This window comes from Pseudomonas sp. NFX183, from assembly GCF_047943075.1.
Lineage (GTDB): Bacteria > Pseudomonadota > Gammaproteobacteria > Pseudomonadales > Pseudomonadaceae > Aquipseudomonas.
In genome coordinates, this window is record NZ_CP181333.1 from 4,349,664 (window position 1) to 4,376,338 (window position 26,675).

21 protein-coding genes and 1 tRNA gene are annotated in these 26,675 nt (G+C 61.4%); 20 read left to right on the forward strand and 2 right to left on the reverse strand.

Annotation, left to right across the window (positions count from 1 at the left end):
- Positions 1–91: 91 nt before the first annotated feature.
- The 3 genes from ACM530_RS20375 (at position 92) to ACM530_RS20385 (ending at position 3,515) form a co-directional block, all read left to right on the forward strand.
- Positions 92–1,087, forward strand: a complete 996-nt coding sequence (locus ACM530_RS20375) for a hypothetical protein (protein ID WP_416362994.1) — start codon at positions 92–94, stop codon at positions 1,085–1,087.
- Between the two features lie 89 nt (positions 1,088–1,176).
- Positions 1,177–2,127 carry a hypothetical protein gene (locus ACM530_RS20380; protein ID WP_416362995.1) on the forward strand — a complete coding sequence of 317 codons (951 nt, stop codon included), beginning with the start codon at positions 1,177–1,179 and terminating at the stop codon, positions 2,125–2,127.
- A gap of 104 nt (positions 2,128–2,231) precedes the next feature.
- On the forward strand, positions 2,232–3,515 hold the full coding sequence (locus tag ACM530_RS20385) for a hypothetical protein (RefSeq protein WP_416362996.1): 1,284 nt from the start codon (positions 2,232–2,234) through the stop codon (positions 3,513–3,515).
- A gap of 3 nt (positions 3,516–3,518) precedes the next feature.
- Here the strand turns inward: ACM530_RS20385 and ACM530_RS20390 are convergent, their stop codons facing one another.
- Together ACM530_RS20390 and ACM530_RS20395 are read right to left on the reverse strand one after the other, a co-directional pair.
- Positions 3,519–6,797 carry an EAL domain-containing protein gene (locus ACM530_RS20390; protein WP_416362997.1) on the reverse strand — a complete coding sequence of 1,093 codons (3,279 nt, stop codon included), beginning with the start codon at positions 6,795–6,797 and terminating at the stop codon, positions 3,519–3,521.
- Between the two features lie 65 nt (positions 6,798–6,862).
- Positions 6,863–7,753 (reverse strand): LysR family transcriptional regulator, encoded by an 891-nt coding sequence (locus ACM530_RS20395; protein WP_106576678.1) that lies wholly within the window; start codon positions 7,751–7,753, stop codon positions 6,863–6,865.
- A 147-nt stretch (positions 7,754–7,900) separates the two neighbouring features.
- On the opposite strand from ACM530_RS20395, the gene leuC reads away from it, so the two are divergent.
- The 17 genes from leuC to ACM530_RS20480 all read left to right on the forward strand — a co-directional run bounded on the left by leuC (position 7,901) and on the right by ACM530_RS20480 (position 26,666).
- Entirely contained in the window at positions 7,901–9,319 is a 1,419-nt protein-coding gene (leuC, locus tag ACM530_RS20400; RefSeq protein ID WP_416365108.1) for a 3-isopropylmalate dehydratase large subunit, read from the forward strand.
- A gap of 10 nt (positions 9,320–9,329) precedes the next feature.
- On the forward strand, positions 9,330–9,974 hold the full coding sequence (gene leuD / locus ACM530_RS20405; protein ID WP_094953214.1) for a 3-isopropylmalate dehydratase small subunit: 645 nt from the start codon (positions 9,330–9,332) through the stop codon (positions 9,972–9,974).
- Positions 9,975–10,103: 129 nt separating this feature from the next.
- The gene (locus ACM530_RS20410) at positions 10,104–10,868 is read left to right on the forward strand and encodes a class I SAM-dependent methyltransferase (protein ID WP_416362998.1); all 765 of its coding nucleotides are present in this window, start codon (positions 10,104–10,106) and stop codon (positions 10,866–10,868) included.
- A gap of 52 nt (positions 10,869–10,920) precedes the next feature.
- Complete coding sequence (leuB, locus tag ACM530_RS20415; RefSeq protein WP_021491199.1) at positions 10,921–12,003, forward strand: 3-isopropylmalate dehydrogenase; 1,083 nt, start codon at positions 10,921–10,923, stop codon at positions 12,001–12,003.
- Between the two features lie 64 nt (positions 12,004–12,067).
- The gene (asd, locus tag ACM530_RS20420; protein WP_058412147.1) at positions 12,068–13,180 is read left to right on the forward strand and encodes an aspartate-semialdehyde dehydrogenase; all 1,113 of its coding nucleotides are present in this window, start codon (positions 12,068–12,070) and stop codon (positions 13,178–13,180) included.
- A gap of 239 nt (positions 13,181–13,419) precedes the next feature.
- Positions 13,420–14,430 (forward strand): aspartate-semialdehyde dehydrogenase, encoded by a 1,011-nt coding sequence (locus ACM530_RS20425; protein ID WP_369301083.1) that lies wholly within the window; start codon positions 13,420–13,422, stop codon positions 14,428–14,430.
- 161 nt (positions 14,431–14,591) lie between these two features.
- Entirely contained in the window at positions 14,592–17,186 is a 2,595-nt protein-coding gene (locus tag ACM530_RS20430) for a FimV/HubP family polar landmark protein (RefSeq protein WP_416362999.1), read from the forward strand.
- A gap of 234 nt (positions 17,187–17,420) precedes the next feature.
- Positions 17,421–18,245 carry a tRNA pseudouridine(38-40) synthase TruA gene (gene truA, locus ACM530_RS20435; protein ID WP_106576685.1) on the forward strand — a complete coding sequence of 275 codons (825 nt, stop codon included), beginning with the start codon at positions 17,421–17,423 and terminating at the stop codon, positions 18,243–18,245.
- Between the two features lie 64 nt (positions 18,246–18,309).
- A complete protein-coding gene (locus ACM530_RS20440) occupies positions 18,310–18,942 on the forward strand; it encodes a phosphoribosylanthranilate isomerase (RefSeq protein WP_145166127.1) in 633 nt (210 codons plus the stop codon).
- Between the two features lie 243 nt (positions 18,943–19,185).
- Positions 19,186–20,106 carry an acetyl-CoA carboxylase, carboxyltransferase subunit beta gene (gene accD, locus ACM530_RS20445; RefSeq protein WP_106576687.1) on the forward strand — a complete coding sequence of 307 codons (921 nt, stop codon included), beginning with the start codon at positions 19,186–19,188 and terminating at the stop codon, positions 20,104–20,106.
- A complete protein-coding gene (gene folC / locus ACM530_RS20450) occupies positions 20,103–21,410 on the forward strand; it encodes a bifunctional tetrahydrofolate synthase/dihydrofolate synthase (protein ID WP_416363000.1) in 1,308 nt (435 codons plus the stop codon). Before accD ends, folC begins: the two co-directional genes overlap by 4 nt.
- Positions 21,394–22,071 (forward strand): SPOR domain-containing protein, encoded by a 678-nt coding sequence (locus tag ACM530_RS20455; protein WP_262210364.1) that lies wholly within the window; start codon positions 21,394–21,396, stop codon positions 22,069–22,071. The genes folC and ACM530_RS20455 overlap by 17 nt, the downstream gene beginning before the upstream one ends.
- 254 nt (positions 22,072–22,325) lie before the next feature.
- Positions 22,326–22,883 carry a CvpA family protein gene (locus ACM530_RS20460; RefSeq protein ID WP_003192538.1) on the forward strand — a complete coding sequence of 186 codons (558 nt, stop codon included), beginning with the start codon at positions 22,326–22,328 and terminating at the stop codon, positions 22,881–22,883.
- Positions 22,884–22,924: 41 nt separating this feature from the next.
- Positions 22,925–24,430 carry an amidophosphoribosyltransferase gene (gene purF / locus ACM530_RS20465; protein ID WP_058426877.1) on the forward strand — a complete coding sequence of 502 codons (1,506 nt, stop codon included), beginning with the start codon at positions 22,925–22,927 and terminating at the stop codon, positions 24,428–24,430.
- A gap of 65 nt (positions 24,431–24,495) precedes the next feature.
- Positions 24,496–25,707, forward strand: a complete 1,212-nt coding sequence (locus ACM530_RS20470; protein WP_416363001.1) for an O-succinylhomoserine sulfhydrylase — start codon at positions 24,496–24,498, stop codon at positions 25,705–25,707.
- 11 nt (positions 25,708–25,718) lie between these two features.
- Positions 25,719–26,483, forward strand: coding sequence for an SDR family oxidoreductase (locus ACM530_RS20475; RefSeq protein WP_106576690.1), 765 nt, complete (start codon positions 25,719–25,721; stop codon positions 26,481–26,483).
- 107 nt (positions 26,484–26,590) lie between these two features.
- A tRNA-Val gene (locus ACM530_RS20480) sits at positions 26,591–26,666 on the forward strand.
- Positions 26,667–26,675: the final 9 nt, after the last annotated feature.

Consider the following 26,675-nt stretch of genomic DNA (forward strand, 5'->3'; position numbering starts at 1 on the left):
TGTGAAGCAACGTGGTTGTTTTCAGCTATTAACACTCTCACTTCTCTGGTCCGCTGATACGGCCAGGCTCTGTTGAATAAGGAATTGCTAAATGTCGCTGTCGGTTAATAATCCATCGTTCATGAAAGTTAACGCGTCTGTCCTTGATAGCAACAGTATTTCATCCGCTAAGTTTGCTGAAACGACAGAGGTGCAGGTATCCGGTGCGCGTGTTGCCAATACGCCGCTGAGTACTGATAACTCCCGGTTCTCGCCCAACGAACTGATGATTCCGGGTGCTGCGCTCACGCGGTTATTTGACATGCTCGAGCAGGTTTTCAAGGCTATACGCGAAATGGTCGCCGGAAAGGATTTAACGCCCGCGCTGCTGTCCGGCCCGGGCGTTGTGCCAGACGCCAAGCCTGAGGCGCGCACGGTGCCGGTGAATTCCGAGGTCGCCAAGCAGCCGAGTTCGCCGGATGTGGGCAACTTGCCGGCGAAACCGCAGGTGTCGGAGCCGCAAGCGAAGCTGCAGCTGATGGACGCTGCGGTGGTAGTGCCTGCTGCTCTCAAGGCGCCAGCTGCGCTGCCACATCTGCCCGCGCCCGAGCCGGCGATTACCGTGACGAATGACGGTAAGACCAACGTACACGTCAATGTGAACGCCGGTCATTGCCATTGCACGGATGCGCAGGCGGTTGTGAACAACGTCCCACGACTGAAGCGTGTGCTGGATCTGTCGCCATTGCCTGAAACCGGCCCGCAACCGGGGATCAAGCCGGGTGTGACACCGGACGTGAAGGCTGACATCACGCCAGAACACACCCCTGAGGTACCCGGCACCGTCACGCCTGAGGTCGAGTCGGACACCAAGCCTGGCGTGCCGCCTGCGCCAAAGACCGAGATCAAGCCAGACCACACACATGCGGTGCCAGGCATCGTCACGCCGGTGGTTAAGCCAGAGCCAACGCCCTCCGTGGTGCCGGACATCGCCCCAAAGCCCTTGCCTGATACACCGGTTCCGGACTTAACCAGTCCAGGCCCGGTTGAAGATTATTTTGATCCAAGAAACTGGCGGTTAAATACCAAGCCAATGTTCAAGGCCTGATAGTCCCACACTTGGTTTAACTTCTTGAAGCGTGCAGGCGCCTCTGTGGCTATAAGTTGCGAAGAGGCGCCTGCTCAATGGGGGGGAATATGTCTAACTGTTTAATTAATAATATCGCGCGTGTCATCGATGTCCGGCAGGTGATCAATAGTGATTTAACAAGTGCCAATCATGCAGCGGATGTTCACTTGAACGTGATTGAAAGAAAGACTGCTGCGACTGTTTGTCGGCCATCTATCAACGGTTCAGCGCGTCGGGTGCGCGGCCATAATGAACGCGATGCGGTGCAGTCGTTTGCGGTGCTGTTGAGTTCTTTATTGACTCAGATACTGAGGGTGTTGTCGGCAGGCAAAGATAAGTTAGTCCCCGTTATACCCACGCCACCGGTCAATCCGTCGGTAGTGCATGAGCCGGTCACTCCCAGGCCCAATTCCGAAGCCGCGCTCCCGTGCCTTTCAAACAAGCGCGGCGGTGCGAAGCCGGACAACATCTGGAGTGGGTTTCGCCAAGGGCCTGATGGCAACTGCGTGACGGTGTCGGCGATCAAGGCGGCGATGCACCGATTTGGTCAAAGCCCCACGGATATCTACCAACAAGTCACCCGCCTCAGCGGCGGTTATCGAGTGGTGATGCGCGATGACTTTCAGCTCACGCTGACTGACCGTGAATTGGCCGAAGGTGCGCGAGGCGCCAGGTTCAGAGGGCAGGACAAGGGCATGCTCAAGGATGCGCAATTTCTGTTTGCGGTCAGTGCCAAGCGTGCACAGATGGAAAACAACGATTACACGGCGGGCAGAAGTTATCAGGCGGCGATTCGCAGCCTGAATAACGGTGAGGATGAGCGTGGGCCAGGGGAGGGGTTCATGCGGCTGGGGCTGCGCAAGCACATGAAAACGGTCTCTGTGCGGGAACTCGCCCGTGGGCAATTGGGCATGTGCAATCGCACCGGGCATTCGGTGGCGGTGATCAACGGCCGCGAAGAGTTGTGGGGGCGCAGGGGCGCCACGCCTGCCCGTGGTCAAGCGATAGCGCTTTTCTAGGGGGCGACCACAGGCGATGCGGGCGGCTCAACCCATCGCAACGCCGCCTCGCCCCGATTGTGTTTTGCAGGTTATTGCTTCGGTAAGTCTCAGGAAATCAGTGAATGAATATCACAGCAAGTAATGGCCCAGGCTCGCCGGCCAACGGGTACGACGACGCGGCTTCGGTGTTTTCGTCAAAACGTGCGGGGGAAAAACCTGCGCATATCATCCGTGCATTCAATGCGGCGCGGGGGGAGTTTGGCGAGCACTTTGACACCAGCACCCACGCAGCCGTCATCAAACTGATGATGACAACCTTCGGGCAACACCCGGCTGGCATGTTCAATGCGCTGACTGCCACGGGCGATGGCTATCACATCACCATGAAGGACGAGTTCAAGGTTCAGTTGTCTCGCCAGGAGTTGGCGCAGGCGACGCAGGCTTCGAGGTTCAGCGGCGACGATAGCGGGGCAGTCAAGGATGCCAACTTTGTGTTCGCGGCGTTCGTAAAGCGCAAGCAACTGACCGGCAATTACCCGACGTTTGAAGCCGCGCTGGCAAAAACGCTGGAGGGCGAAACCGTCCTGCGGTGTTTGCAGGGCATGGGCCTGTTCGGCCTGTGCCAGTACGTGCCGTCAAGTGCCATGCAGGCAAAGGGCGCGGTGGGGGTCATGGAGACTCACAACTTTGGCTCGGCGCTGGTGATGGACGGTGTAAGCCATCATTACGACGAGCGGCGCCAGACCAGGCAGGGTTACGGGTACGTATTGTTCGACGACAAGCCGGCGGCACCCGACAACGCCCGGCAGGTGTCCGATGTCGTGTCCGGCATGACGCCCGAACAGATCTGGGGTGGTTTTTATCAGGGCGTGGAAGGCAATTGCGTCACGGTGTCGGCGATCAAGGCGGCGATCATCCGGTTCTGGCAGGACCCCCAGGGGATCTATAAGCGCATCCAAGTCACCGCCGACGGTTTTGAGGTGGTCATGAGGGACTCCTTCACGCTGACGGTGACCCATGATGAGCTGCGCCAGGCCATCGTCGCGTCAAACTTCCACGGCAGCAATACGCAGTTGATCAACTACGCCAACTTCTTGTACGCGGTCAGTGCCAAGCGCGCGCACCTGGAAAATAACGACATGCGCGCCGGGCAGAGTTATGCAACGGCCCTGCACACCCTCAACGACGGCGAGCACCCGGGGGAGGCGCTTCGGCGGCTTGGGTTGTATGCCTATATACGTGAAAGCACGGTTGAAGAACTGGCCCGCGGCGCGGTCGGCACGCTGGCGGACACTGGCCACTCGGTCGCGGTCATCAATGGTGCGCTGGATTTCTATGGGCGAAAGCAGGACCTGGCGTCATCGCGATGGATGAACGGCGGGTTTCGCGCATTGAAGCTGGTGTAAGGGTCACACCAATAGCTTCCTGAACGCCTCGATGGGCAAAGGCCGGCTGTGTAAATACCCCTGGAACAAATGGCAGCCCAGCTTTTGCAGGAATGCCAGTTGTTCCGGGGTTTCCACGCCCTCGGCGATCACTTCCAGGTTCAAGCTGCACGCCATGGCGACGATGGCGCGGATGATTTCGGCATCGTTGGGGTCGTGGGTGGCGTCGCGCACAAAGGACTGATCGATCTTCAACGCATCCACCGGCAGGCGCTTGAGGTAGGTCAGCGACGAATAGCCGGTGCCGAAGTCATCCATGGCAAAACTTACGCCGAGTTTTTTCAGGCGGCGCATCTTGGCCACGGTGTCATCCAGGTTCTGAATCACGATGCCTTCGGTAATTTCCAGTTTCAGCAGGCTATACGGCAGGTGATGCTGCTTGAGGCAGCGCTCCACCCGCTCCACGAAGTCGTTCTGGCGAAACTGGCGCGGGCTTATATTCACGCACAGGCTGAAATTCAACGGGTCCACCAGGCCATCGGCGATCAATTGGGCAAAGGCGCCGCAGGCTTCATCAAGAATCCAGGTGCCGACTTCCAGGATCAGGCCGCTGTCTTCCAGCACTTTGATAAATTCGGTGGGTGACTGCGCTCCCAGTTGCGGGTGCTGCCAGCGCACCAGCGCTTCGGCACCGATGATGCGGTTGCCGCGCGCATCCACTTGAGGCTGGTAATGCACGCTGAACTCACCGCGTGACAGCGCCAGACGCAGGTCGGTCTCCATGCGCAGGCGTTCACTGGCGGTTTTCTGCATGCTGTTATGAAACATCTGCGTGGTGTTGCGTCCTGAATCCTTGGCCCGATACAGCGCAATGTCGGCTCGCTTGAGCAGGTCTGCGGGTGTCGAGCCGTGGTCGGGGATCAGCGCCACGCCAATGCTCGGCGTGACCTGCAGGCGATGGCCGTCGAGGAACATCGGTTCCGAGAGCAATTCGCGCAGGGTGTCCGCCAGTTCCTGTACCTGAGCGCTGACTTCCACGCGTGTACCTTCCAGGCCGCTGAGCAGCACCACGAACTCATCGCCGCCCAGGCGCGCCACCGTATCTTCCATGCGCACGCTGGCTTCGAGGCGTGCGGTGACGATTTTCAGCACGGTGTCGCCCACCGGGTGGCCGAGGGAATCGTTGATGTGCTTGAAATGATCGAGGTCGAGAAACAGCAGGGCGCCCCGCAGGTTATGGCGTTTGAGCAGGGCGATCTGCTGGCTCAGGCGGTCCATCAGCAACGCACGATTGGGCAGGTTGGTCAGCGGGTCGTGATAGGCCAGGTGACGGATCTGCGCCTGGGCGTTTTTCAGCAGGCTCACGTCCCGCGCCGTCAGCAGCAGGCACGGCGTTTCATTGAGGGTGATCGGTTCGACCGACACCTCCACGGCCAACAATTCGCCACGTTTGTTGTGCCAAAGCATTTCCAGGTGATGAATTCGGCCCTTGATCTGCAGTTCGGCCAGCAGCGCCGCACGCTGATTCTCATCAGCCCAGATGCCGATCTGATACAGCGTCAGGCCGATGGCCTCCTCGGCGCGGTAGCCGGTGAGGCGGCAGAAGCCGTCATTGACCTCCACATAACGGCCGGTGTCACGTTCGGTGATGGAGATGGCGTCGGGGCTTGAATGGAAGGCCTTGGCGAATTTTTCTTCGCTGGCTTTAAGGGCGGCCTCGGAGCGTTGTTGCTGGGTGATATCGCGCAGGGTCGTGACGATGCAGGGTTGGTCGCCGACCTTGATCAAGCGGCTGGAAATCACGCAGGTCAGGCTTTGACCATTTTTGTGATGCACCCCAATGGCGACATTGTTTAATGACTGCTCGCGAATCACCCGCTCGATACGTTGCAGGCGCTTGCTCGAGTCATCCCACAGCCCGATCTGGTCGGCGCTTTTGTCGAGCACCTCGGCGGCGGTCCAGCCAAAGGTCTGCGTAAACGCGGGGTTGATTTCGATAAAGGCGCCGCTGTCCAGGTAGGTCACGCAGATCGGGTCGGGGCTGGCCTGGAACAGACTGGCGAACTTTTCTTCGGAGGCGGTGATGCGCTGCTCGCGTTCCACCTGGTCGGTGATATCCAGCAAGGTGCCGGCCATGCGCAACGGTTTGCCCGATTCGTCGCGATACAGCCGCGCGCGGCTCTCCAGGTAACGAGCGCTGCCGTCCTCCATCTGGACGCGGTAGGTCAACTGGTAGTTGCCGCCCGGGCCTTCGCGCAGGCTGCGATAGGCGTTGCGCATGCCCTCGCGTTCTTCATCGGACATGCCTTCAAAAAACGCATCGAAAGGTTCGTGAAACGGCAACGCCTCCAGGCCGTGCAGTTGCGCCGCGCGGGCCGAGCCATAGAGCATGCCGCTGGGGATATGCCAGTCCCAGGTGCCCAGCTGTGCCGAATCCAGGGCCAGGTCAAGGCGCTCCTGGCTGTCCTTGAGCGCCTGTTCGGCGTTTTTGCGTTCGGTGGTGTCGACAAACGTGCTGATCAGGTAGGCCTCACCCTCCAGCTCGACTTTTTGTGCGCTCAAGGTGCCGTCGTGGATCTGGCCATTGCTGGCGCAGAACTGCACTTCCATGCTGATGGGTTCGCCCTTGCGTTGGGTGGCCCTGACCAGCAGCGCACGCTGTTGCGGGTCACGCCACAGGCCCAGGTCCAGCGTGGTGCGGCCGATGGCCTGGGCCACGGGCCAGCCGAAGAGCATCTCGAAATACTGGTTGGCCTCGCTGATCAGGCCGTCGGCCTGGCGGGTCAGCAGGACCATATTGGGGCACAGATGAAACAGCGTGGCGAAGCGTTTTTCCGAGTGGATAAGGGCGTGCTCGCGCTCGCGCTGGCGAGTGGTTTCGCGGATCACGCCGATCATGCGGCGCCGGCCGGTCTTGTCCGGTGCCAGGCTGCCGTTGATTTCCAGCCAGTGATGGCTGCCATCCGGCCATTGGATGTGGTGGTGCATGGCCTGCTCAAACGGCTCGCCCGCCAGCACGGCGTGAAAGGCCCGCACCACGCGCGCGCGGTCCGACGGCGCGAGCAGATCCAGGTAATCCAGGTCTTTGGGCAGCGGCTGGCGCGGATCGTAGCCGAACAGCGCCTGGGTGCCGCGTGACCAACTGATCCTGCCGGTGTCGATTTCCCAGCACCATGCGCCCAGGCGGGCAGCATTGAGGGCTGCCAGCAACTGCGGGGCGCTGTCCCAGCTTCGTTCCGCCTCTTGAGGGTCCAGGGCGTAAATGCGGGGCAGGGGTGGCACGGAATCGACGGGGTTGCGCATTATCAAAGGGCCTTGGCTCAATGGGCGTTCGGCGCGGTTTATTCAGACCTTGAGGCCGCACAGCTTCATGCCGGTGTCCCTGGCAGATCGACCTGTGCATCCAATAGGCTCATGAAAGCCCGCGCAGCGTTCGACAGCGTCCTTTCGGTGTGCACGATATAGCCTAGCTGGCGACTGAGCTGTATGCCCGGCAAAGCGATACTTGCCACCTGTTCATCAAGCATGGTGCGCGGCAACACGCTCCAGGCCAGGCCGATGGACACCATCATCTTGATGGTTTCCAGGTAGTTGGTGCTCATGGCGATATTCGGCGTCAGGCCCTGGGCTTCGAACAAGCGGCTGACAATATGGTGGGTAAAGGTGTTGCCACCGGGGAAGACCGCCGGGTGTTTGGCGATATCGGCCAGGTTGACCGTGCCATTGGCGGTCAGGCTGTGCTCGGGCGCTACCACGAAATCCAGCGGGTCGTCCCACACCGGTGTGGCGCGTACCAGGTTGTGCGGATCGGGCGCCAGGGTAATAACGGCCACTTCAGCGCGGCCATGGAGGATTTCCTCGTAGGCCACTTCCGAATCGAGGAACTGAATATCCAGCGCCACATTCGGGTACTCGCGGGTAAAGGTGCGCAAAATCGGTGGCAGGCGGTGCAGGCCGATGTGGTGGCTGGTGGCCAACGTCAAGCGGCCGCTGACTTCGCCGGTCAGGTTGGTGAGCGCGCGGCGGGTGTCGTCCAGCACATTGAGAATCTGATAAGCACGTGGCAGCAGGGCACGCCCGGCCTCGGTCAGGCCGACTTCACGGCCCAGGCGGTCGAATAAACGTACCTTTAATTGTTGTTCCAGCCCGGCGATGCGCTTGCTGATGGCCGGTTGGGTCAGGTGCAGGCGTTCACCGGCGCCGGAGAAGCTGCCGGTCTCGGCGATGGCAATAAAGGCATTAAGGTTGGCCAAGTCCATTGAGGTATTCCAGTTGGTAATCCAAAGCATAAAAAATATGAATTTGAGTTATTTAATGTAGCGCCATACCATCAGCCTCACAAGCCAAAGGGTTATTGAATGTCTCAAGGCCCGGGGCATAGAAAGACCGATGATGAGGACCGACTGATGGCCGGCAAAACGCTTTACGACAAGCTTTGGGATTCCCATGAAGTGAAACGGCGCGACGATGGCTCGTCGCTGATCTATATCGACCGTCACATCATCCATGAAGTGACCTCGCCCCAAGCGTTCGAAGGCCTGCGGCTGGCCGGGCGCAAGCCTTGGCGCGTCGACTCGATCATCGCCACCCCGGACCACAACGTACCGACCACCCCGGAGCGCAAGGGCGGCATCGAGGCCATTGCCGACCAGGTGTCGCGTTTGCAGGTGCAAACCCTCGACGACTATTGCGATGAATATGGCATCACCGAATTCAAGATGAATGACGTGCGTCAGGGCATCGTGCACGTGATCGGCCCGGAGCAGGGCGCCACCTTGCCAGGCATGACCGTGGTTTGCGGTGACTCCCACACCTCCACCCACGGCGCGTTCGGCGCTCTGGCCCATGGCATCGGCACCTCCGAGGTGGAGCATGTGTTCGCCACCCAGTGCCTGGTCGCCAAAAAGATGAAGAACATGTTGGTTAAAGTCGAAGGCACCTTGCCGTTTGGCGTGACCGCCAAGGACATCGTGCTCGCCGTGATCGGCAAGATCGGTACCGCCGGCGGCAACGGCCATGCCATCGAGTTCGCCGGCAGCGCCATCCGCGACCTGTCCATCGAAGGCCGCATGACCATCTGCAACATGTCCATCGAAGCCGGTGCCCGTGTCGGCATGGTCGCGGCGGACGAAAAAACCGTTGAATACGTCAAAGGCCGCCCCTTCGCCCCGCAAGGCGCCGATTGGGACGCAGCGGTCGAAGCCTGGAAAGACCTGGTCTCTGACGCCGATGCAGTGTTCGACACGGTGGTTGAGCTCGACGCCGCCCAGATCAAGCCGCAAGTCAGCTGGGGCACCTCGCCGGAAATGGTCCTTGCCGTTGACCAGAACGTGCCGGACCCGGCCAAGGAAACCGACCTGGTCAAGCGTGGTTCCATCGAGCGCGCCTTGAAGTACATGGGCTTGAAAGCCAACCAGGCGATTACCGACATCCAGTTGGACCGCGTGTTTATCGGTTCTTGCACCAACTCGCGGATCGAAGACCTGCGCGCCGCGGCGGTGATCGCCAAAGGCCGCAAAGTGGCCTCGACCATCAAGCAAGCCATCGTGGTGCCAGGTTCGGGCCTGGTCAAAGCGCAAGCCGAAGCCGAGGGCCTGGACAGGATCTTCCTTGAGGCCGGTTTTGAATGGCGCGAGCCGGGCTGCTCCATGTGCCTGGCGATGAACCCGGACCGTTTGGAGTCGGGCGAGCATTGCGCGTCCACCTCCAACCGTAACTTCGAAGGGCGTCAGGGCGCCGGTGGGCGTACCCACCTGGTCAGCCCGGCCATGGCCGCCGCCGCTGCCGTCAACGGTCGTTTCATCGACGTTCGCGAATTGATCTGAGGAATACCCGATGAGAGCTTTTACCCAACACACCGGTCTTGTCGCGCCATTGGACCGTGCCAACGTCGACACCGACCAGATCATTCCCAAGCAGTTCTTGAAGTCGATCAAGCGCACTGGCTTTGGCCCGAACCTGTTCGATGAGTGGCGCTACCTGGACGTGGGCTACGCCTACCAGGACAACTCCAAGCGCCCGTTGAACAAGGATTTTGTGCTCAACGCCGAGCGTTACCAAGGCGCCAGCGTATTGCTGGCCCGCGAGAACTTCGGTTGCGGCTCCAGCCGTGAACACGCGCCGTGGGCCCTGGAAGAATATGGCTTTCGCAGCATCATCGCGCCGAGCTACGCCGACATCTTTTTCAACAACAGCTTCAAGAACGGCTTGCTGCCGATCATCTTGAGCGACGCCGAAGTGGACGAGCTGTTCAAGCAGGTCGAAGCCGATGTCGGCTACCAACTGACCGTTGACCTGGCCGCGCAGACCGTGACCCGTCCGGACGGCAAGGTCTATCACTTTGAAGTTGATGCGTTCCGTAAGCACTGCCTGATCAATGGCCTGGACGATATCGGCCTGACCTTGCAGGACGGCGATGCGATTGCCGCGTTTGAAACCAAGCACCGGGCGAGCCAGCCCTGGTTGTTTCGCGATGCCTGATTTGCGGTAACCGTGCGGACCCCATCGCGGGCAAGCCCGACTCCCACCTTGGAATGCATTCCAACTGTGGGAGCTGGCTTGCCTGCGATAGCGGTCGTACAACCACCCCAAAACCCAAGGAAAGCCACCATGACCAACACCGCCCACACCCAAGTCGTGCAAAAACAATTCGGCGAACAGGCCTCGGCCTACCTGAGCAGTGCCGTGCACGCTCAAGGCAGCGAATTCGCACTGCTGCAGGCCGAACTGGCCGGGCAGGGCGCCGCACGACTGCTGGACCTGGGTTGCGGTGCCGGGCATGTGAGCTTCCACGTTGCGCCGCTGGTTAAAGAAGTGGTGGCCTACGACCTGTCCCAGCAAATGCTCGACGTGGTGGCAGCCGCCGCAAAAGAGCGTGGCCTGAACAACATCCGCACCGTGCATGGCGCCGCCGAGCGCCTGCCATTTGCCGATGGCGAGTTCGACTTCGTGTTCAGCCGTTACTCGGCCCACCACTGGAGCGACCTTGGCCTGGCTTTTCGCGAGGTGCGTCGGGTGCTCAAGCCTGGCGGCATCGCGGCATTTGTCGATGTCTTGTCACCGGGCAGCCCGCTGTTGGACACTTACCTGCAAACCGTCGAAGTGCTGCGCGATACCAGCCACGTGCGCGATTACTCCGCCGCCGAATGGATGCGCCAGCTCAGCGAAGCCGGCTTGCACGTCCGCAACAGCAGCCGTCAGCGCCTGCGCCTGGAATACACCTCGTGGGTGGAGCGCATGCGTACGCCCGAGGTATTGCGCGCCGCGATCCTTGAGTTGCAGCAGGCGATGGGCCAGGAAGTACGCGATTACTACGAGATTCAAGCCGACGGCACCTTCAGCACCGACGTGCTGGTGGTGTTTGCCGAACGCTGATTAATTTTCCCGACCTGCCCACGGGCGGGTCGCTTGATGAAATGAGGAACGCATGAGCAAGCAGATTCTGATTCTTCCTGGCGACGGTATTGGTCCGGAAATCATGGCCGAAGCGGTCAAAGTCCTGGAATTGGCCAACAGCAAGTACAGCCTGGGCTTCGAATTGAGCCACGACGTGATCGGCGGCGCCGCCATCGACAAGCACGGCGTGCCCCTGGCTGACGAAACCCTGGACCGCGCCCGTGCAGCCGACGCCGTACTGCTCGGCGCCGTGGGCGGCCCGAAGTGGGACAAAATCGAACGTGACATCCGCCCGGAGCGCGGCCTGCTGAAGATTCGCGCGCAACTGGGCCTGTTCGGCAACCTGCGTCCGGCGATTCTGTACCCGCAGCTGGCCGATGCGTCGAGCCTCAAGCCGGAAGTGGTGGCGGGCCTGGACATCCTGATCGTGCGCGAGCTGACCGGCGGTATCTACTTCGGCTCGCCACGCGGTGTGCGTGAATTGGAAAATGGCGAGCGTCAGGCCTACGACACGCTGCCGTACAGCGAGAGCGAGATCCGCCGTATCGCCCGTGTCGGTTTCGACATGGCCCGCGTGCGCGGCAAGAAGGTCTGCTCGGTCGACAAGGCCAACGTACTGGCCTCCAGTCAACTGTGGCGCGAAATCGTCGAAGAAGTGGCCAAGGACTACCCGGACGTCGAACTGAGCCACATGTACGTCGACAACGCCGCCATGCAGCTGGTGCGTGCACCCAAGCAGTTCGACGTGATCGTCACCGACAACCTGTTCGGCGACATCCTGTCTGACCAGGCGTCGATGCTCACCGGTTCCATCGGCATGCTGCCGTCGGCGTCCCTGGACACCAACAATAAAGGCATGTACGAGCCGTGCCACGGTTCGGCGCCGGATATTGCAGGCCAAGGCATTGCCAACCCGTTGGCGACCATCTTGTCGGTGTCGATGATGCTGCGTTACAGCTTCAACCTGAGTGAAGCGGCGGATGCGATCGAGAAGGCTGTGAGCCTTGTGCTGGACCAGGGTTTGCGCACCGGCGACATCTGGTCGCAGGGTTGCACCAAGGTTGGGACGCAAGAAATGGGCGACGCAGTAGTCGCCGCGCTGCGGAATCTGTAATCTCTCGGGCCCGCTTGCAGTTGTTGCTGAAAGGCGGCCCACTTTTTAACAAGGTGTAGTTGCGATGAAACGTGTAGGTCTGATCGGTTGGCGCGGTATGGTCGGTTCCGTGCTCATGCAGCGGATGCTGGAAGAGCAGGATTTCGATCTTATTGAGCCGGTGTTTTTCACCACGTCGAACGTGGGTGGCCAAGGGCCGTCCGTGGGCAAGGATATTGCTCCGCTCAAAGACGCCTACAGCATTGAAGAGCTCAAAACCCTCGACGTGATTTTAACCTGCCAGGGTGGCGACTACACCAGCGAAGTCTTCCCCAAGCTGCGCGAAGCCGGCTGGCAGGGTTACTGGATTGACGCCGCCTCGAGCCTGCGCATGCAGGACGACGCCGTGATCATCCTCGACCCGGTGAACCGCAAGGTGATTGACCAGCAGCTGGACGCTGGCACCAAGAACTACGTGGGCGGCAACTGCACCGTCAGCCTGATGCTGATGGGCCTGGGCGGCTTGTTCGAAGCTGGCCTGGTCGAGTGGATGAGCGCCATGACCTATCAGGCGGCCTCCGGCGCCGGTGCGCAGAACATGCGCGAGCTGATCAAGCAAATGGGCGCCACCCACGCCGCTGTGGCTGATCAACTGGCCGACCCTGCCAGCGCGATCCTCGACATCGACCGCCGTGTGGCCGAAGCCATGCGCAGCGATGCCTACCCGACCGAAAACTTCGGCGTGCCATTGGCCGGTAGCCTGATCCCGTGGATCGACAAGGAACTGCCGAACGGCCAGAGCCGCGAAGAGTGGAAGGCCCAGGCTGAGACCAACAAGATCCTCGGTCGCTTCAAGAACCCGATTCCGGTGGACGGCATCTGCGTGCGCATCGGCGCCATGCGCTGCCACAGCCAGGCGCTGACCATCAAGCTGAACAAAGACGTGCCGATCGCCGATATCGAAGGGCTGATCAGCCAGCACAACCCATGGGTCAAGCTGGTGCCGAACAACCGCGACATCAGCATGCAGGAGCTGAGCCCAACCAAGGTCACCGGCACCCTGAATGTACCGGTTGGCCGTCTGCGCAAGCTGAACATGGGGACTCAGTACCTGGGCGCGTTCACCGTCGGCGACCAACTGCTGTGGGGCGCGGCTGAACCGCTGCGTCGCATGCTGCGGATTTTGCTGGAGCGTTGATCGCTGCTGGTGAGTGAGAAACCCGCGTTCTGGTGACAGGCGCGGGTTTTTTATTGCTCTTGAGGGCCTCATCGCAGGCAAGCCAGCTCCCACATTTGACTGTGTTCACAAATCAAAATGTGGGAGCCGGGCTTGCCCGCGATGGGGCCATCAGCCTCACCCCAGGGCCCAGCCCAATTGCCTCACTCCCCACCACCCGGTAAAGTGCCGCTCCCCCCGCAATGCCCGAGGCAGCCACCATGACCCAGACCTTTGAAATCGCCGTGATCGGTGCAACCGGCACCGTGGGTGAAACCCTGGTGCAGATTCTCGAAGAGCTGGATTTTCCGGTAGGCACTCTGTATCTGCTGGCGGGCAGCAACTCGGCCGGCGCCTCGGTGCCGTTTCGCGGCAAAAACGTGCGGGTCAAAGAAGTTGATGAGTTCGACTTCAAAAAAGCCCAGTTGGCCTTCTTCGCGGCAGGCCCGGCGGTGACCCTGAGTTTCGCGCCACGCGCCACGGCGGCCGGTTGCTCGGTGATCGACCTCTCCGGCGCCTTGCCGGCCGATCAGGCACCTCAGGTCGTGCCGGAAGCCAACGCGCATATTCTCAAGGGCCTGAAAAAGCCCTTCCAGCTCGGCAGCCCGAGTCCGTCGGCCACCAACCTGGCGGTGGTTCTGGCGCCGTTGCGCGGCGTGCTGGATATCCAGCGCGTCAGCGTCACTGCCAACCTGGCCGTTTCGGCCCAGGGTCGCGAGGCCGTCAGCGAGCTGGCCCGCCAGACCGCCGAGCTGCTGAACGTGCGCCCGCTGGAGCCGAAGTTCTTTGATCGGCAGATGGCCTTCAACCTGCTGGCGCAAGTCGGCACGCCTGACGCCCAAGGTCATACAGCCCTGGAGAAACGCCTCGTACACGAACTGCGCGCCGTGCTGGAAACACCTCTGCTAAAGATTTCCGCAACCTGCGTTCAAGCCCCGGTGTTTTTTGGCGATAGCCTGACAGTGTCATTGCAGTTGGGCGCGCCGGTCGACCTGGCCGCTGTCAACCGTGCACTGGAGGCAGCGCCGGGGATCGAGCTGGTGGAAGAGGGCGACTACCCTACGGCCGTTGGGGATGCGGTCGGCCAGGATGTGGTCTACGTTGGACGAGTGCGTGCGGGCGTTGACGACCCGGCGGAACTAAATCTGTGGCTGACGTCAGATAACGTACGCAAGGGCGCGGCATTGAACGCCGTGCAGCTGGCGCAGTTGTTGATAAAAGGCCTTGTGTAAAAGATACTTGGCCGCAATTTGTAGATTGATTCTAGCCAGGCGCTATGCTTGGCCCCAAGCGAAACAGAAGCGCGTCGGTAACCTATCGGCTCGCCATGCCTTATGGCAGCGGTTACCAACCTTCTCGCAGGCCGGGGAGTGTTCAAACAAAGGATGAGGCTATGGTTCAAGTTCGCAAACTGGTGTTAGCAATAGCGGCCGCCTCGGCGCTGTCTTCCGGTATGGCGCAGGCGCTGCAGCTTGGGGAGATGACCCTCAAGTCGAAGTTGAACCAGCCGTTGGCGGTGGAAATCGAATTGCTCGACGTCGGCGGCCTCACCGCCTCCGAGATCACCCCGAGCCTGGCGTCTGACCAGGCGTTTGTGGACGCCGGCGTGGATCGCCAGGCGTTTCTGAATGATCTGACGTTTACCCCGGTAATCAACCCCAATGGCCGCAGTGTGGTGCGCGTTACCTCCAGCAAGCCGCTGCCTGATTCCTACGTACGTTTTCTGCTTCAAGTGCAATGGCCCAACGGCCGCCTGATGCGCGACTACAGTGTGCTGCTCGACCCGGCCAAGTTCGAGCAGCCGGCACCGACCGCCAGCGCTCCTGCACCGCGCTTGAGTGCGCCGACCCAGTCGGCACCTGCCAACACGGCGCCCCCGATCAGCAAAGCTGCGCAGCACACCACGACTTCTCGCGATACCTTGTGGGAAATTGCCGCGAAGAACCGCAACGGCGCGTCGGTCCAGCAAACCATGCTGGCGATCCAGGCGCTCAACCCTGATGCTTTCATCGACGGCAATATCAACCGCCTGAAAACCGGCCAGGTGCTGCGTCTTCCGGATCGCCAGCAAGCCACCAGCTTGCCGCAGCCGGAGGCGATTGCCGAAGTCACTGCGCAAAATGCCGCCTGGCGACAGGGGCGTCGCACGGCCAATAATCAGGCCGCCGGCAAGCAGCAACTCGACGCCACTCGGCGCACCCAGGCAAGCGATGCGCCCTCGAGCACCAATGCCAAGGACAATTTGAGCCTGGTGTCGGCCGAGTCCGCCAAGAAAGGTGCCAAGGGCAGGGCCGCTGACGGTCGGGCATTGAGCGACAAGCTGGCGATGACCCAGGAAGAACTGGACACCACGCGCCGCGACAATGCCGAGCTGAAAAGCCGCGCAGCCGACCTGCAAAGCCAGCTGGACAAGTTGCAAAAGCTGATTCAACTGAAAAACGATCAACTGGCCAAGTTGCAGGCTCAGGGCGGTAACCCGGCAGTGCCGGGCACTGCGCCCACGACAGCAACCATCCCCGCGCAGCTGCCAGGCGAGCCTGCGGCCACTGCGGCGGCAGCGCCGGCACCCGATGCGACGCCGGCTGCCGTGGTGGCTACGCCCGAGCCGATCAAGCCGGATGCCGCGCCGGCGAGCACCACCGAAGGTAAATTCAACGATCTGCTCACCAACCCGATTGTCCTTGGGGTCATCGGCGGTGCTGCCGGCTTGCTGGTGTTGTTGCTCCTGCTGCTGTGGGCCCGTCACCGCAACGCCCGCCTCGAAGAGGAAAAGCACCTGCGTATGGCGCGGGCGCTGGCTGAAGAGCCACAGTTCTCGCCGAGTGTGGATCACGACCTGCCACCGGACAGCTTCGAAGGCCTGGAAGTGCCTCCGCCGAACGTCAAGCTGGCTGCCGCGCCTGCGCCTGCCCCCGTGGTTGAGCCTGTGGTGGTGCCGAGCGTGGCTTCCGTGCTGGCGCCGTTGGCGGTCGCCGTAGCCCCGGTAAACTCCAGCGACGCGCTGGCACAAGCTCAATCCCATATCGACCGTGGTCACCTGAATCAGGCCGCCGATGTGTTGGAGCAGGCGATCAAGCGCGAGCCCAAGCGCAGTGACCTGCGTTTGAAGCTGATGGAAGTCTACGGTCTGCAGAGCGACAAGGACGGCTTCGTCACGCAAGAGCGTCAACTGGTGGCCACGGGTGAAAACCACGCTCAGGTCGAGCAGCTCAAGAGTCGCTTCCCGGCCATGGCCGTGTTGGCCGCGGGCGTCAGTGCTGCGGTGGCCGCGGCGGCGCTGGACGCTCAATACGTGAAAAACCTGCTCGAAGACAAACCGGCAGCACCGGCCCCGGAACCCGACGCGTTCGATACGGATTTCGACTTGAGCCTGGACGATCTGGAAGCCGCTTCGCCGGCCGTGGTCAGCCCCAAGGATGAGTCGAGTTTCGAGTCGGTCCTGCAGCGCCAGACGCAAGCCAAGCCTGCCCCGGATGATATGTCGGACTTCGATCTGGACTTGCAGCTGGACGCGCCGTCGTCCACGCAGTCGGACGATGACTTCCTCTCGGGCCTTGAAGACCAGATGAAGGATGTGCCGGCCGTTGAGCCGCCGACCCTTACCCCTGCCGCACTGGATGATTTCGACCTGCCGGAAGACTTCGACCTGTCCCTGGCTGACGAACCGCAAGCGCCGCCGGCCGCCAAGCCGGATGCCTTCACGTCCGAGCTGGACGATGTCAACGCGGAGCTCGATCGCCTGTCCCAGAGCCTCGAGCATCCGCCGATCGAGCCTTCCTTTACCGCTGAAGATGCGGCGTTGGGCGCTGATGAGCCGGAGTTCGATTTCCTCTCTGGCACCGATGAAGTGGCCACCAAGCTCGACCTGGCCCAGGCGTACATCGACATGGGCGATGCCGACGGCGCGCGCGACATCTTGTCCGAAGTGCTGACTGAGGGCGATGAAGCCCAGCGCGGTGAAGCCAAGGAAATGCTCGGCAAAATCTGAAGGGTGGTGTAACACCAGTGTGGGAGCAGGCTTGCTCGCGAGCGTGACGTGCCGGTTAGCTGATTGAGCGACCGGCACGTTGCATTCGCGAGCAAGCCCGCTCCCACAGTTGGTTTGGCGTGTGGCCTCGCAACAAAAGCGCCCCTCATGCGTGCGCCGCCTTTATAATGGCCGCCTTTGCGCAACTCATCGGGCTCTCAGTTCTTGGCAAATATAGATAACGCGGCCGCCGAAATGGCGGCCGCAGGCTTTAACCGCATCGCCCTGGGCGTGGAATACAAAGGCTCACGCTATCGCGGCTGGCAGCGCCAGGCCTCGGGTGTGTTGACGGTGCAGGAAACCCTCGAAAATGCCTTGTCCAAGGTCGCCGACTCGCCGGTGTCGCTGATGTGCGCCGGGCGAACCGACGCCGGTGTGCACGCCTGTGGCCAGGTAGTGCACTTTGACACCCAGGCCGAGCGCACGATGAAAGCGTGGGTGATGGGCGCCAATATCAATTTGCCCCATGACGTCAGCGTCACTTGGGCCAAGGTCATGCCTGCGCATTTTCATGCGCGCTTCAAGGCAATTGCCCGGCGTTATCGCTACGTGATCTACAACGACCAGATCCGTCCGGCGCACCTCAACCAGGAAATCACCTGGAACCATCGCCCGCTGGACGCCGAGCGCATGGCCGAGGCCGCGCAGCATTTGGTCGGTGTGCATGATTTCAGCGCGTTCCGTGCCGGCCAGTGCCAGGCCAAGTCGCCGATCAAGGAAGTCCATCACCTGCGGGTGACCCGTCACGGCAAGATGATCGTGCTGGATATCCGCGCCGGCGCCTTCCTGCACCATATGGTGCGCAATATTGCAGGCGTGTTGATGACCATCGGCACCGGCGAGCGCCCGGTGGAGTGGGCCAAAGAAGTGTTGGAAAGTCGCATCCGCCGCACAGGTGGGGTGACGGCGCATCCTTTTGGCCTGTATCTGGTGGACGTGGAGTACCGCGACGAGTTCGAATTGCCGGATCGTTTCATCGGGCCACACTTCCTCACAGGTTTCAGCGAACTTGGCGGCTGACGCCCGGAATAGCTTTTGTTACCATCCGGGACTTTCTCGGTTCAACCCCTGAGGTTTCTACGACATGTCAGCCGTTCGCAGCAAGATTTGCGGGATCACCCGCATAGAAGACGCGCTGGCGGCAGTCGAGGCGGGGGCGGATGCCATCGGTTTCGTGTTTTATGCCAGGAGCCCACGGGCGGTGAATGTGTTGCAGGCGCGTGCAATCATCGCCGCGTTGCCGCCGTTCGTGACCACCGTTGGCTTGTTCGTCAACGCCAGTCGCTGCGAGCTCAACGAAACCCTGGATGCCGTGCAACTGGACATGCTGCAGTTTCACGGCGATGAAAGCCCCGACGAGTGTGAAAGCTACCAACGCCCGTATATCAAGGCGCTGCGTGTCAAGGCCGGGGATGACATCGCCGCCGCGTGCGCTGCCTATACTGGCGCTCGTGGCATTCTGTTGGATACCTATGTCGAAGGCGTGCCGGGGGGTACGGGCGAAGCATTCGACTGGACGCTGATTCCAGAGGGGCTGAGCAAGCCGATTATCCTGGCCGGCGGGCTCAACCCCGCGAATGTCGGGGCTGCCATCGAGCAGGTTCGGCCGTACGCCGTCGACGTCAGCGGTGGGGTGGAGCAGGGCAAGGGCATCAAGGATCACCACAAGATTCGCGCATTCATGCAAGCGGTGCGCAACAGCAATGGTGTGATGTGACGGCTCGCAGTCTGCCGCCGTCCATAACTACCACTGTGTAAAACAGCATCGGCGCCGCCTGCGGGAGGCCCGGAAATGTAGTGGCAACCCGCGCTGCAGGTTGTCTGGAAGGCTGAGGATACAGGCAGGAAGTGGCTGGTCGAACGTCTGACCCCGTCCAGCCTGTGTCATCGCCACATATGAATTTAGCTCAAGGGCATACGCGGGGCTGTGTTCAAGCCACCGGTACTGGAGAAAGAAAGCATGAGCAACTGGTTAGTAGACAAACTGATCCCTTCGATCATGCGTTCCGAGGTGAAGAAAAGCTCGGTTCCTGAAGGTCTGTGGCACAAGTGCCCATCCTGCGACGCGGTGCTCTACCGCCCGGAGCTGGAAAAGACCCTGGACGTTTGCCCCAAGTGCAACCACCACATGCGTATCGGCGCCCGCGCCCGCATCGACATTTTCCTCGACGCCGATGGCCGTGCCGAGCTGGGCGCTGACCTGGAGCCGGTTGACCGTCTCAAGTTCCGCGACGGCAAGAAGTACAAGGATCGCCTGACCGCCGCGCAAAAGCAGACTGGTGAAAAGGACGCGCTGATTTCCGTCAGCGGCAAGTTGCTGGGCATGCCGGTGGTGGTGTCGGCGTTTGAGTTTTCCTTCATGGGCGGCTCCATGGGCGCCATCGTCGGTGAGCGTTTCGTACGTGCCGCCAACTACGCCCTGGAAAACCGTTGCCCGATGATCTGCTTCGCCGCCTCCGGTGGCGCGCGCATGCAGGAAGCACTGATTTCCCTGATGCAAATGGCCAAGACCTCCGCGGTACTGGCGCGTCTGCGTGAAGAAGGCATTCCGTTCATCTCCGTGCTGACTGACCCGGTTTATGGCGGCGTTTCCGCCAGCCTGGCGATGCTGGGTGACGTGATTGTCGGCGAACCCAAGGCCCTGATCGGCTTTGCCGGCCCGCGCGTGATCGAGCAGACCGTTCGCGAAAAACTGCCGGAAGGTTTCCAGCGCAGTGAGTTCCTGCTGGAGCACGGCGCGATTGACATGATCATTGCCCGTGGCGAGCTGCGTCCACGCCTGGGTAACCTGCTGGCGCAAATGATGGGTCTGCCGACGCCCGTGTACGTCGCGCCTAAAGTCGAACCGATCGTTGTACCGCCGGTGCCTGCAAACCTATGACCCAACGTACCCTGGGCGAATGGCTCGCCTACCTTGAGCAGTTGCATCCGTCAGCCATCGACATGGGCCTGGAGCGCTCGCAACAGGTAGCGGCCCGCCTCGGGTTGGGCCGGCCGGCACCGCGTGTTATCACGGTGACCGGCACCAACGGCAAAGGCTCTACCTGTGCCTTTGTCGCGGCGCTGCTGCAAGCCCAAGGGCTGAAAGTCGGCGTCTACAATTCCCCGCACCTGCTGCGTTACAACGAGCGGGTGCAACTCAATGGCGTCGAAGCCACTGATGAGCAGCTCTGCGAGGCCTTCGCCGCATTGGATGCCGGGCGCGGCGAAATTTCCCTGACCTACTTCGAAATGGGCACCCTGGCGGCGTTCTGGCTGTTCGAGCGTGCGCAATTGGATGTGGTGGTTCTCGAAGTCGGCCTGGGTGGGCGTCTGGACACGGTCAACGTGGTGGATGCCGACCTGGCGCTGGTCACCAGCATTGGCGTCGACCATGCCGACTACTTGGGCAATACCCGCGAGTCGGTCGCCTATGAAAAGGCCGGGATCTTCCGCCAGGGCAAGCCTGCCCTGTGTGGTGATCTGGACCCGCCCCAACCCTTGCTCGACAAGGTGCGCGAGCTGGATTGCCCGTTTTACCTGCGCGGCCGCGAATTCAATCTCGACATCGGTGCTCAACATTGGCAATGGCGTGGGCGTGATGCGCGCGGCCAGGTGGTAGAGCTGCATGATCTGCCGCTGCTGAACCTGCCGATGGAAAACGCTGCGCTGGCGTTGCAGGCTTACCTGCTGCTGGATTTGCCGTGGCATGCCGAGCAGATTGCCGCGACATTGCTGGCCACTCGGGTGGTCGGGCGCCTGGATCGTCGCACCTTCGAGTGGGAGGGCAAGCGCCTGAACCTGCTGCTGGATGTGGGGCACAACCCGCATGCCGCCGAGTACCTGGCACAACGCCTGTCGCGTACGCCGCCGGTGGGTCGCCGCCTGGCGGTGTTCGGGCTGTTGGCTGACAAAGACCTGGACGGCGTGGTTGCTCCGTTGCTGGGCAATGTCCAGGCTTGGGCGGTTGCGCCGCTGGATACGCCGCGCAGTCGGCCGTCCGCTGAATTGGAAACGGCCTTGCAGAACCTTGGTGCGCCAGTGGCGTCGTATGCAAGCGTCACCGCTGCGCTTGAAGCGCAGTGTGCGGTGGCAACGGCCGAGGACGAGATTCTGTTGTTCGGATCATTTTATTGTGTTGCCGAGGCGCTAGAGTGGTTGGCCCGGCGCTCCACGGAGGAAGCTGCACATGGCATTACTGGATAGCGCATACAAGCAGCGAATGGTTGGAGCCCTGGTGCTGGTGGCGTTGGCGGTGATTTTTCTGCCGATGCTGTTTTCGCGTCAGGACGAGCAGCGCCAGGTAGTCGTTGAGGCGCCGGCTGCGCCCCAGGCGCCGACGGTACCGCAAGTACAGGTCGAGCCGGTGGTGGTGCCCGAGCCGCAGGCGTTGCCTGAGGAGCCTGTGCCGAGTGATGCGGATGTGGCTGCGCAGCAGGCGCCGAGCATGCCGGTGCAGCCGAGTGTGCCGGTGGTCAAGCCCGCACCCGCAGCTGCGCCCGCTCCGGCAGCGCCTGCGGTTGCCGCCAAGCCGGCCGCGCCGGCACCAGCGCCCAAGCCGGTTGCGCCGCAACCTGCCGCGCCGGGCAAGCCGGACGTTGGTCAAAGCCGTATCGATCCCAATGGCCTGCCGATCACTTGGTCGATCCAGCTCGCCAGCCTGGCCAATCGCGAGAGCGCCGAAGCCTTGCAGAAAAAGCTGCGTGCTCAGGGATACAACGCCTATATCCGCAGTGCCGATGGCAAGAATCGCGTGTTTATCGGGCCGCTGATCGAGCGCGCCGAGGCGGACCGTCTGCGCGACTTGCTGGGTCGCCAGCAGAACCTGAATGGCTTTGTGGTGCGTTTTCAGCCTGAGCGCGGCTGATTTCACCCCCGTTTCAGCTTGGAATGCACTCAATGTGGGAGGGGGCTTGCCCCCGATGGCGGTAGGTCAGTCAGCATCTCTGATGATGACCCATCGCTATCGGGGGCAAGCCCCTTCCCACATTGTATTTGGTGGTCCTGAGGGGGCCTTCGCCCTACTCAACCCATTGATTTGCAACGCACCCGCAATCACAGCTTACCGACAGCCCGGCGCTCTGCTAAAATGCGCCGCCTTATCCGTACGTAGGCTGCACTGTGCCATTTACCTGGGTTGATTGGGCGATCGTTGCAATCGTCGCCATCTCCGCTTTGATCAGTCTAAGCCGCGGCTTCGTAAAAGAAGCATTGTCGTTGCTGACCTGGATCATCGCAGGAGTCGTAGCCTGGATGTTCGGTGGTTCATTGTCGGTTTACCTGGCCGGTTACATCGAGACACCTTCGGCTCGCGTCATCGCGGGCTGCGCCATCATGTTCATCGCCACGCTGCTAGTGGGGGCAATGGTCAATTATCTTATTGGCGAGTTGATACGTGTCACCGGCCTCTCCGGGACCGATCGATTTCTCGGCATGGCCTTCGGCGCTGCGCGTGGCGCGTTGCTGGTGGTCGTGGCGGTCGGGCTGTTGAGCCTGGGGCCGGTACAGCAGGATTCGTGGTGGCAGGAGTCGGTACTCGTGCCAAAATTTCTATTGGTTGCAGATTGGTCCAAGAACCTCATTCTGGGGTGGAGCAGTCAGTGGCTGGCCAGCGGAATCAGCGTACCCGCTGATCTTCCGTTCAAGGAACACCTCTTGCCGGCCAAAACGCCTCAGTAAGCAGTGTTCAGTCAAGATTCATTAAGTAGGGGTTGCGTCGCATGTGTGGCATCGTCGGTATCGTCGGTAAGTCGAACGTGAATCAGGCGCTGTATGACGCGCTAACCGTCCTCCAGCACCGCGGCCAGGACGCTGCCGGTATTGTGACCAGCCACGACGGCCGGTTATTCCTGCGCAAGGACAATGGCCTGGTGCGTGACGTGTTCCATCAGCGTCACATGCAGCGCCTCGTCGGGCACATGGGCATTGGCCATGTGCGTTACCCGACTGCGGGCAGCTCGACCTCGGCCGAAGCTCAACCGTTTTACGTCAACTCGCCTTACGGCATTACCCTGGCGCACAACGGTAACCTGACCAACGTTGAACAACTGGCCAAGGAGATTTACGAATCTGACCTGCGCCACGTCAACACCAGTTCCGACTCGGAAGTGCTGCTCAACGTGTTCGCCCACGAGCTGGCCCAGCGCGGCAAGCTGCAGCCAACCGAAGAAGACGTGTTCGCCGCCGTGACTGACGTGCACAACCGTTGTGTCGGTGGTTACGCGGTCGTGGCCATGGTCACCGGTTACGGCATCGTCGGTTTCCGCGATCCGCATGGCATCCGCCCGATCGTGTTCGGCCAGCGTCACACCGACGAAGGCGTCGAGTACATGATCGCCTCCGAAAGCGTGTCCCTGGACGTGCTGGGCTTCACCCTGATCCGCGACCTGGCCCCGGGCGAAGCGGTGTACATCACCGAAGACGGCAAGCTGCACACCCGTCAGTGCGCTGTTGCGCCGAAACTGACCCCGTGCATTTTCGAACACGTCTACCTGGCGCGTCCGGATTCGATCATCGACGGCGTTTCGGTATACAAAGCGCGTCTGCGCATGGGCGAGAAGCTGGCCGAGAAAATCCTGCGCGAGCGTCCTGAGCACGACATCGACGTGGTAATCCCGATTCCGGACACCAGCCGTACCGCTGCGCTGGAGCTGGCCAACCATTTGGGCGTCAAGTTCCGCGAAGGTTTCGTCAAGAACCGCTACATCGGCCGTACCTTCATCATGCCGGGCCAGGCGGCGCGCAAGAAGTCGGTTCGCCAGAAGCTCAACGCAATCGAGCTGGAATTTCGCGGCAAGAACGTGATGCTGGTGGACGACTCCATCGTACGTGGCACCACGTGCAAGCAGATTATTCAGATGGCCCGTGAAGCGGGTGCCAAGAACGTGTATTTCTGCTCTGCTGCGCCAGCTGTGCGTTACCCGAACGTGTACGGTATCGACATGCCGAGCGCCCACGAGCTGATTGCCCACAACCGTTCGACCCAGGATGTGGCCGACCTGATCGGCGCCGATTGGCTGATCTATCAGGACCTGCCGGACCTGATCGAAGCGGTTGGCGGCGGCAAGATCAAGATCGAGCAGTTCGATTGCGCCGTGTTCGACGGCAAGTACGTGACCGGCGATGTCGACGAGGCTTACCTGAACAAGATCGAACAGGCGCGCAACGACTCGTCGAAGATCAAGACCCAGGCGGTCAGCGCGATCATCGATCTGTATAACAACTGAGTAAACACCGGCCCTGAGGGGCCGGTTTTGTATCTTAAATAAAGAATTGAGTAAGGAGTCGCAGCATGAGTCAGGAATGGGATGCCGGTCGGTTGGACAGCGACCTCGATGGCGTAGCTTTCGATACCCTGGCTGTGCGCGCCGGCCAGCACCGTACCCCGGAAGGTGAGCATGGCGACCCGATGTTCTTCACCTCCAGCTATGTGTTCCGCACCGCCGCCGACGCCGCCGCGCGTTTTGCCGGTGAAGTGCCGGGCAACGTCTACTCGCGCTACACCAACCCGACCGTTCGTGCGTTCGAGGAGCGTATTGCGGCCCTCGAAGGCGCTGAGCAGGCGGTGGCCACGGCGACTGGCATGGCGGCCATCCTCGCCGTTGTGATGAGCTTGTGCAGCGCTGGCGACCATGTATTGGTGTCACGCAGTGTGTTCGGTTCGACCATCAGCCTGTTCGAGAAGTACTTCAAGCGCTTCGGCATTGAAGTGGACTACGTGCCGCTGGCAGACCTGTCCGGTTGGGATGCGGCGATCAAGGCCAACACCAGATTGCTGTTCGTCGAGTCGCCGTCCAACCCGCTGGCCGAGTTGGTGGACATCGCCGCATTGTCCGAAGTGGCGCACGCCAAGGGCGCGATGCTGGTGGTCGACAACTGCTTCTGCACGCCTGCATTGCAGCAGCCGTTGAAGCTGGGCGCAGACATCGTCGTGCACTCGGCGACCAAGTTCATCGACGGCCAGGGCCGTTGCATGGGCGGCGTGGTGGCTGGGCGTGGCGAGCAGATGAAAGAAGTGGTGGGTTTCTTACGCACTGCTGGCCCGACCCTGAGCCCGTTCAACGCCTGGATCTTCCTCAAGGGCCTGGAAACCCTCAGCCTGCGCATGAAGGCCCATTGCGCTAATGCCCAGGCCCTGGCCGAGTGGCTGGAGCAGCAGGATGGCATCGAGAAAGTGCACTACGCCGGCCTCAAGAGCCACCCGCAACACGAATTGGCCCAGCGCCAGCAGCGTGGTTTCGGCGCCGTGGTCAGCTTCGAAGTGAAGGGCGGCAAAGAGGGTGCCTGGCGCTTTATCGACGCCACTCGCTTGATTTCGATCACCGCCAACCTGGGCGACAGCAAGACCACCATCACGCACCCGAGCACCACCTCCCATGGTCGCCTGGCGCCGCAAGAGCGTGAAGCGGCCGGCATCCGCGACAGCCTGATCCGCATCGCAGTGGGCCTGGAAGATGTGGCCGACTTGCAGGCAGACCTGGCCCGCGGGCTGGCGGCCTTGTGATCGAGTGGTCCATGGATGCTGCGGCGGTCGGTAACGGCCGCGTCGCACTGGTGACGGGCGCGGCGCGGGGCATTGGTCTCGGGATCGCGGCGTGGTTGATCAGCGAAGGTTGGCAGGTGGTGTTGACCGACCTGGACCGCGAGCGCGGCTCCAAGGTGTCCAAGGTGCTGGGCGACAATGCCTGGTTTATCACCATGGACGTCGCCGACGAGAAACAAGTGGCCCAAGGTGTCGCAGAAGTGCTGGGGCAGTTCGGGCGGCTGGACGCGTTGGTGTGCAACGCGGCCGTGGCCGATCCGCGCAATATCACCCTGGAAAGCCTCGATTTGGCTTATTGGAACCGCGTGTTGGCGGTGAACCTCAGTGGGCCGATGTTGTTGGCCAAGCACTGCGCGCCGTACCTGCGTGCCCATGGCGGTGCCATCGTCAACCTGGCATCGACCCGGGCGCGTCAGTCGGAGCCGGACACCGAGGCCTATGCGGCGAGCAAGGGCGGCCTGCTGGCCCTGACGCATGCCTTGGCCATGAGCCTGGGGCCGGAGGTGCGGGTCAATGCCGTCAGCCCTGGCTGGATCGATGCGCGTGATCCGGCGGCCCGACGTGCCGAGCCTTTGACGGATGCCGATCATGCTCAGCATCCGGCGGGCAGGGTGGGTACGGTTGAAGATGTGGCGGCGATGGTGGCGTGGTTGCTGTCGCGCCAGGCGGGGTTTGTCACCGGGCAAGAGTTTGTGGTGGACGGTGGCATGAGCAAGAAGATGATTTACAGCGAGTAGGGCAGATAGCCGTCTTGAAGCAATTTTGTCTTTTTCAGAAAAACTTCAAGCAGGCTATTGACTTAGGTCCGCTACCTGCGTAAATTTCGCGGCCTCAACGAAGCAAAGGGTGATTAGCTCAGCTGGGAGAGCATCTGCCTTACAAGCAGAGGGTCGGCGGTTCGATCCCGTCATCACCCACCACTTCTTGAG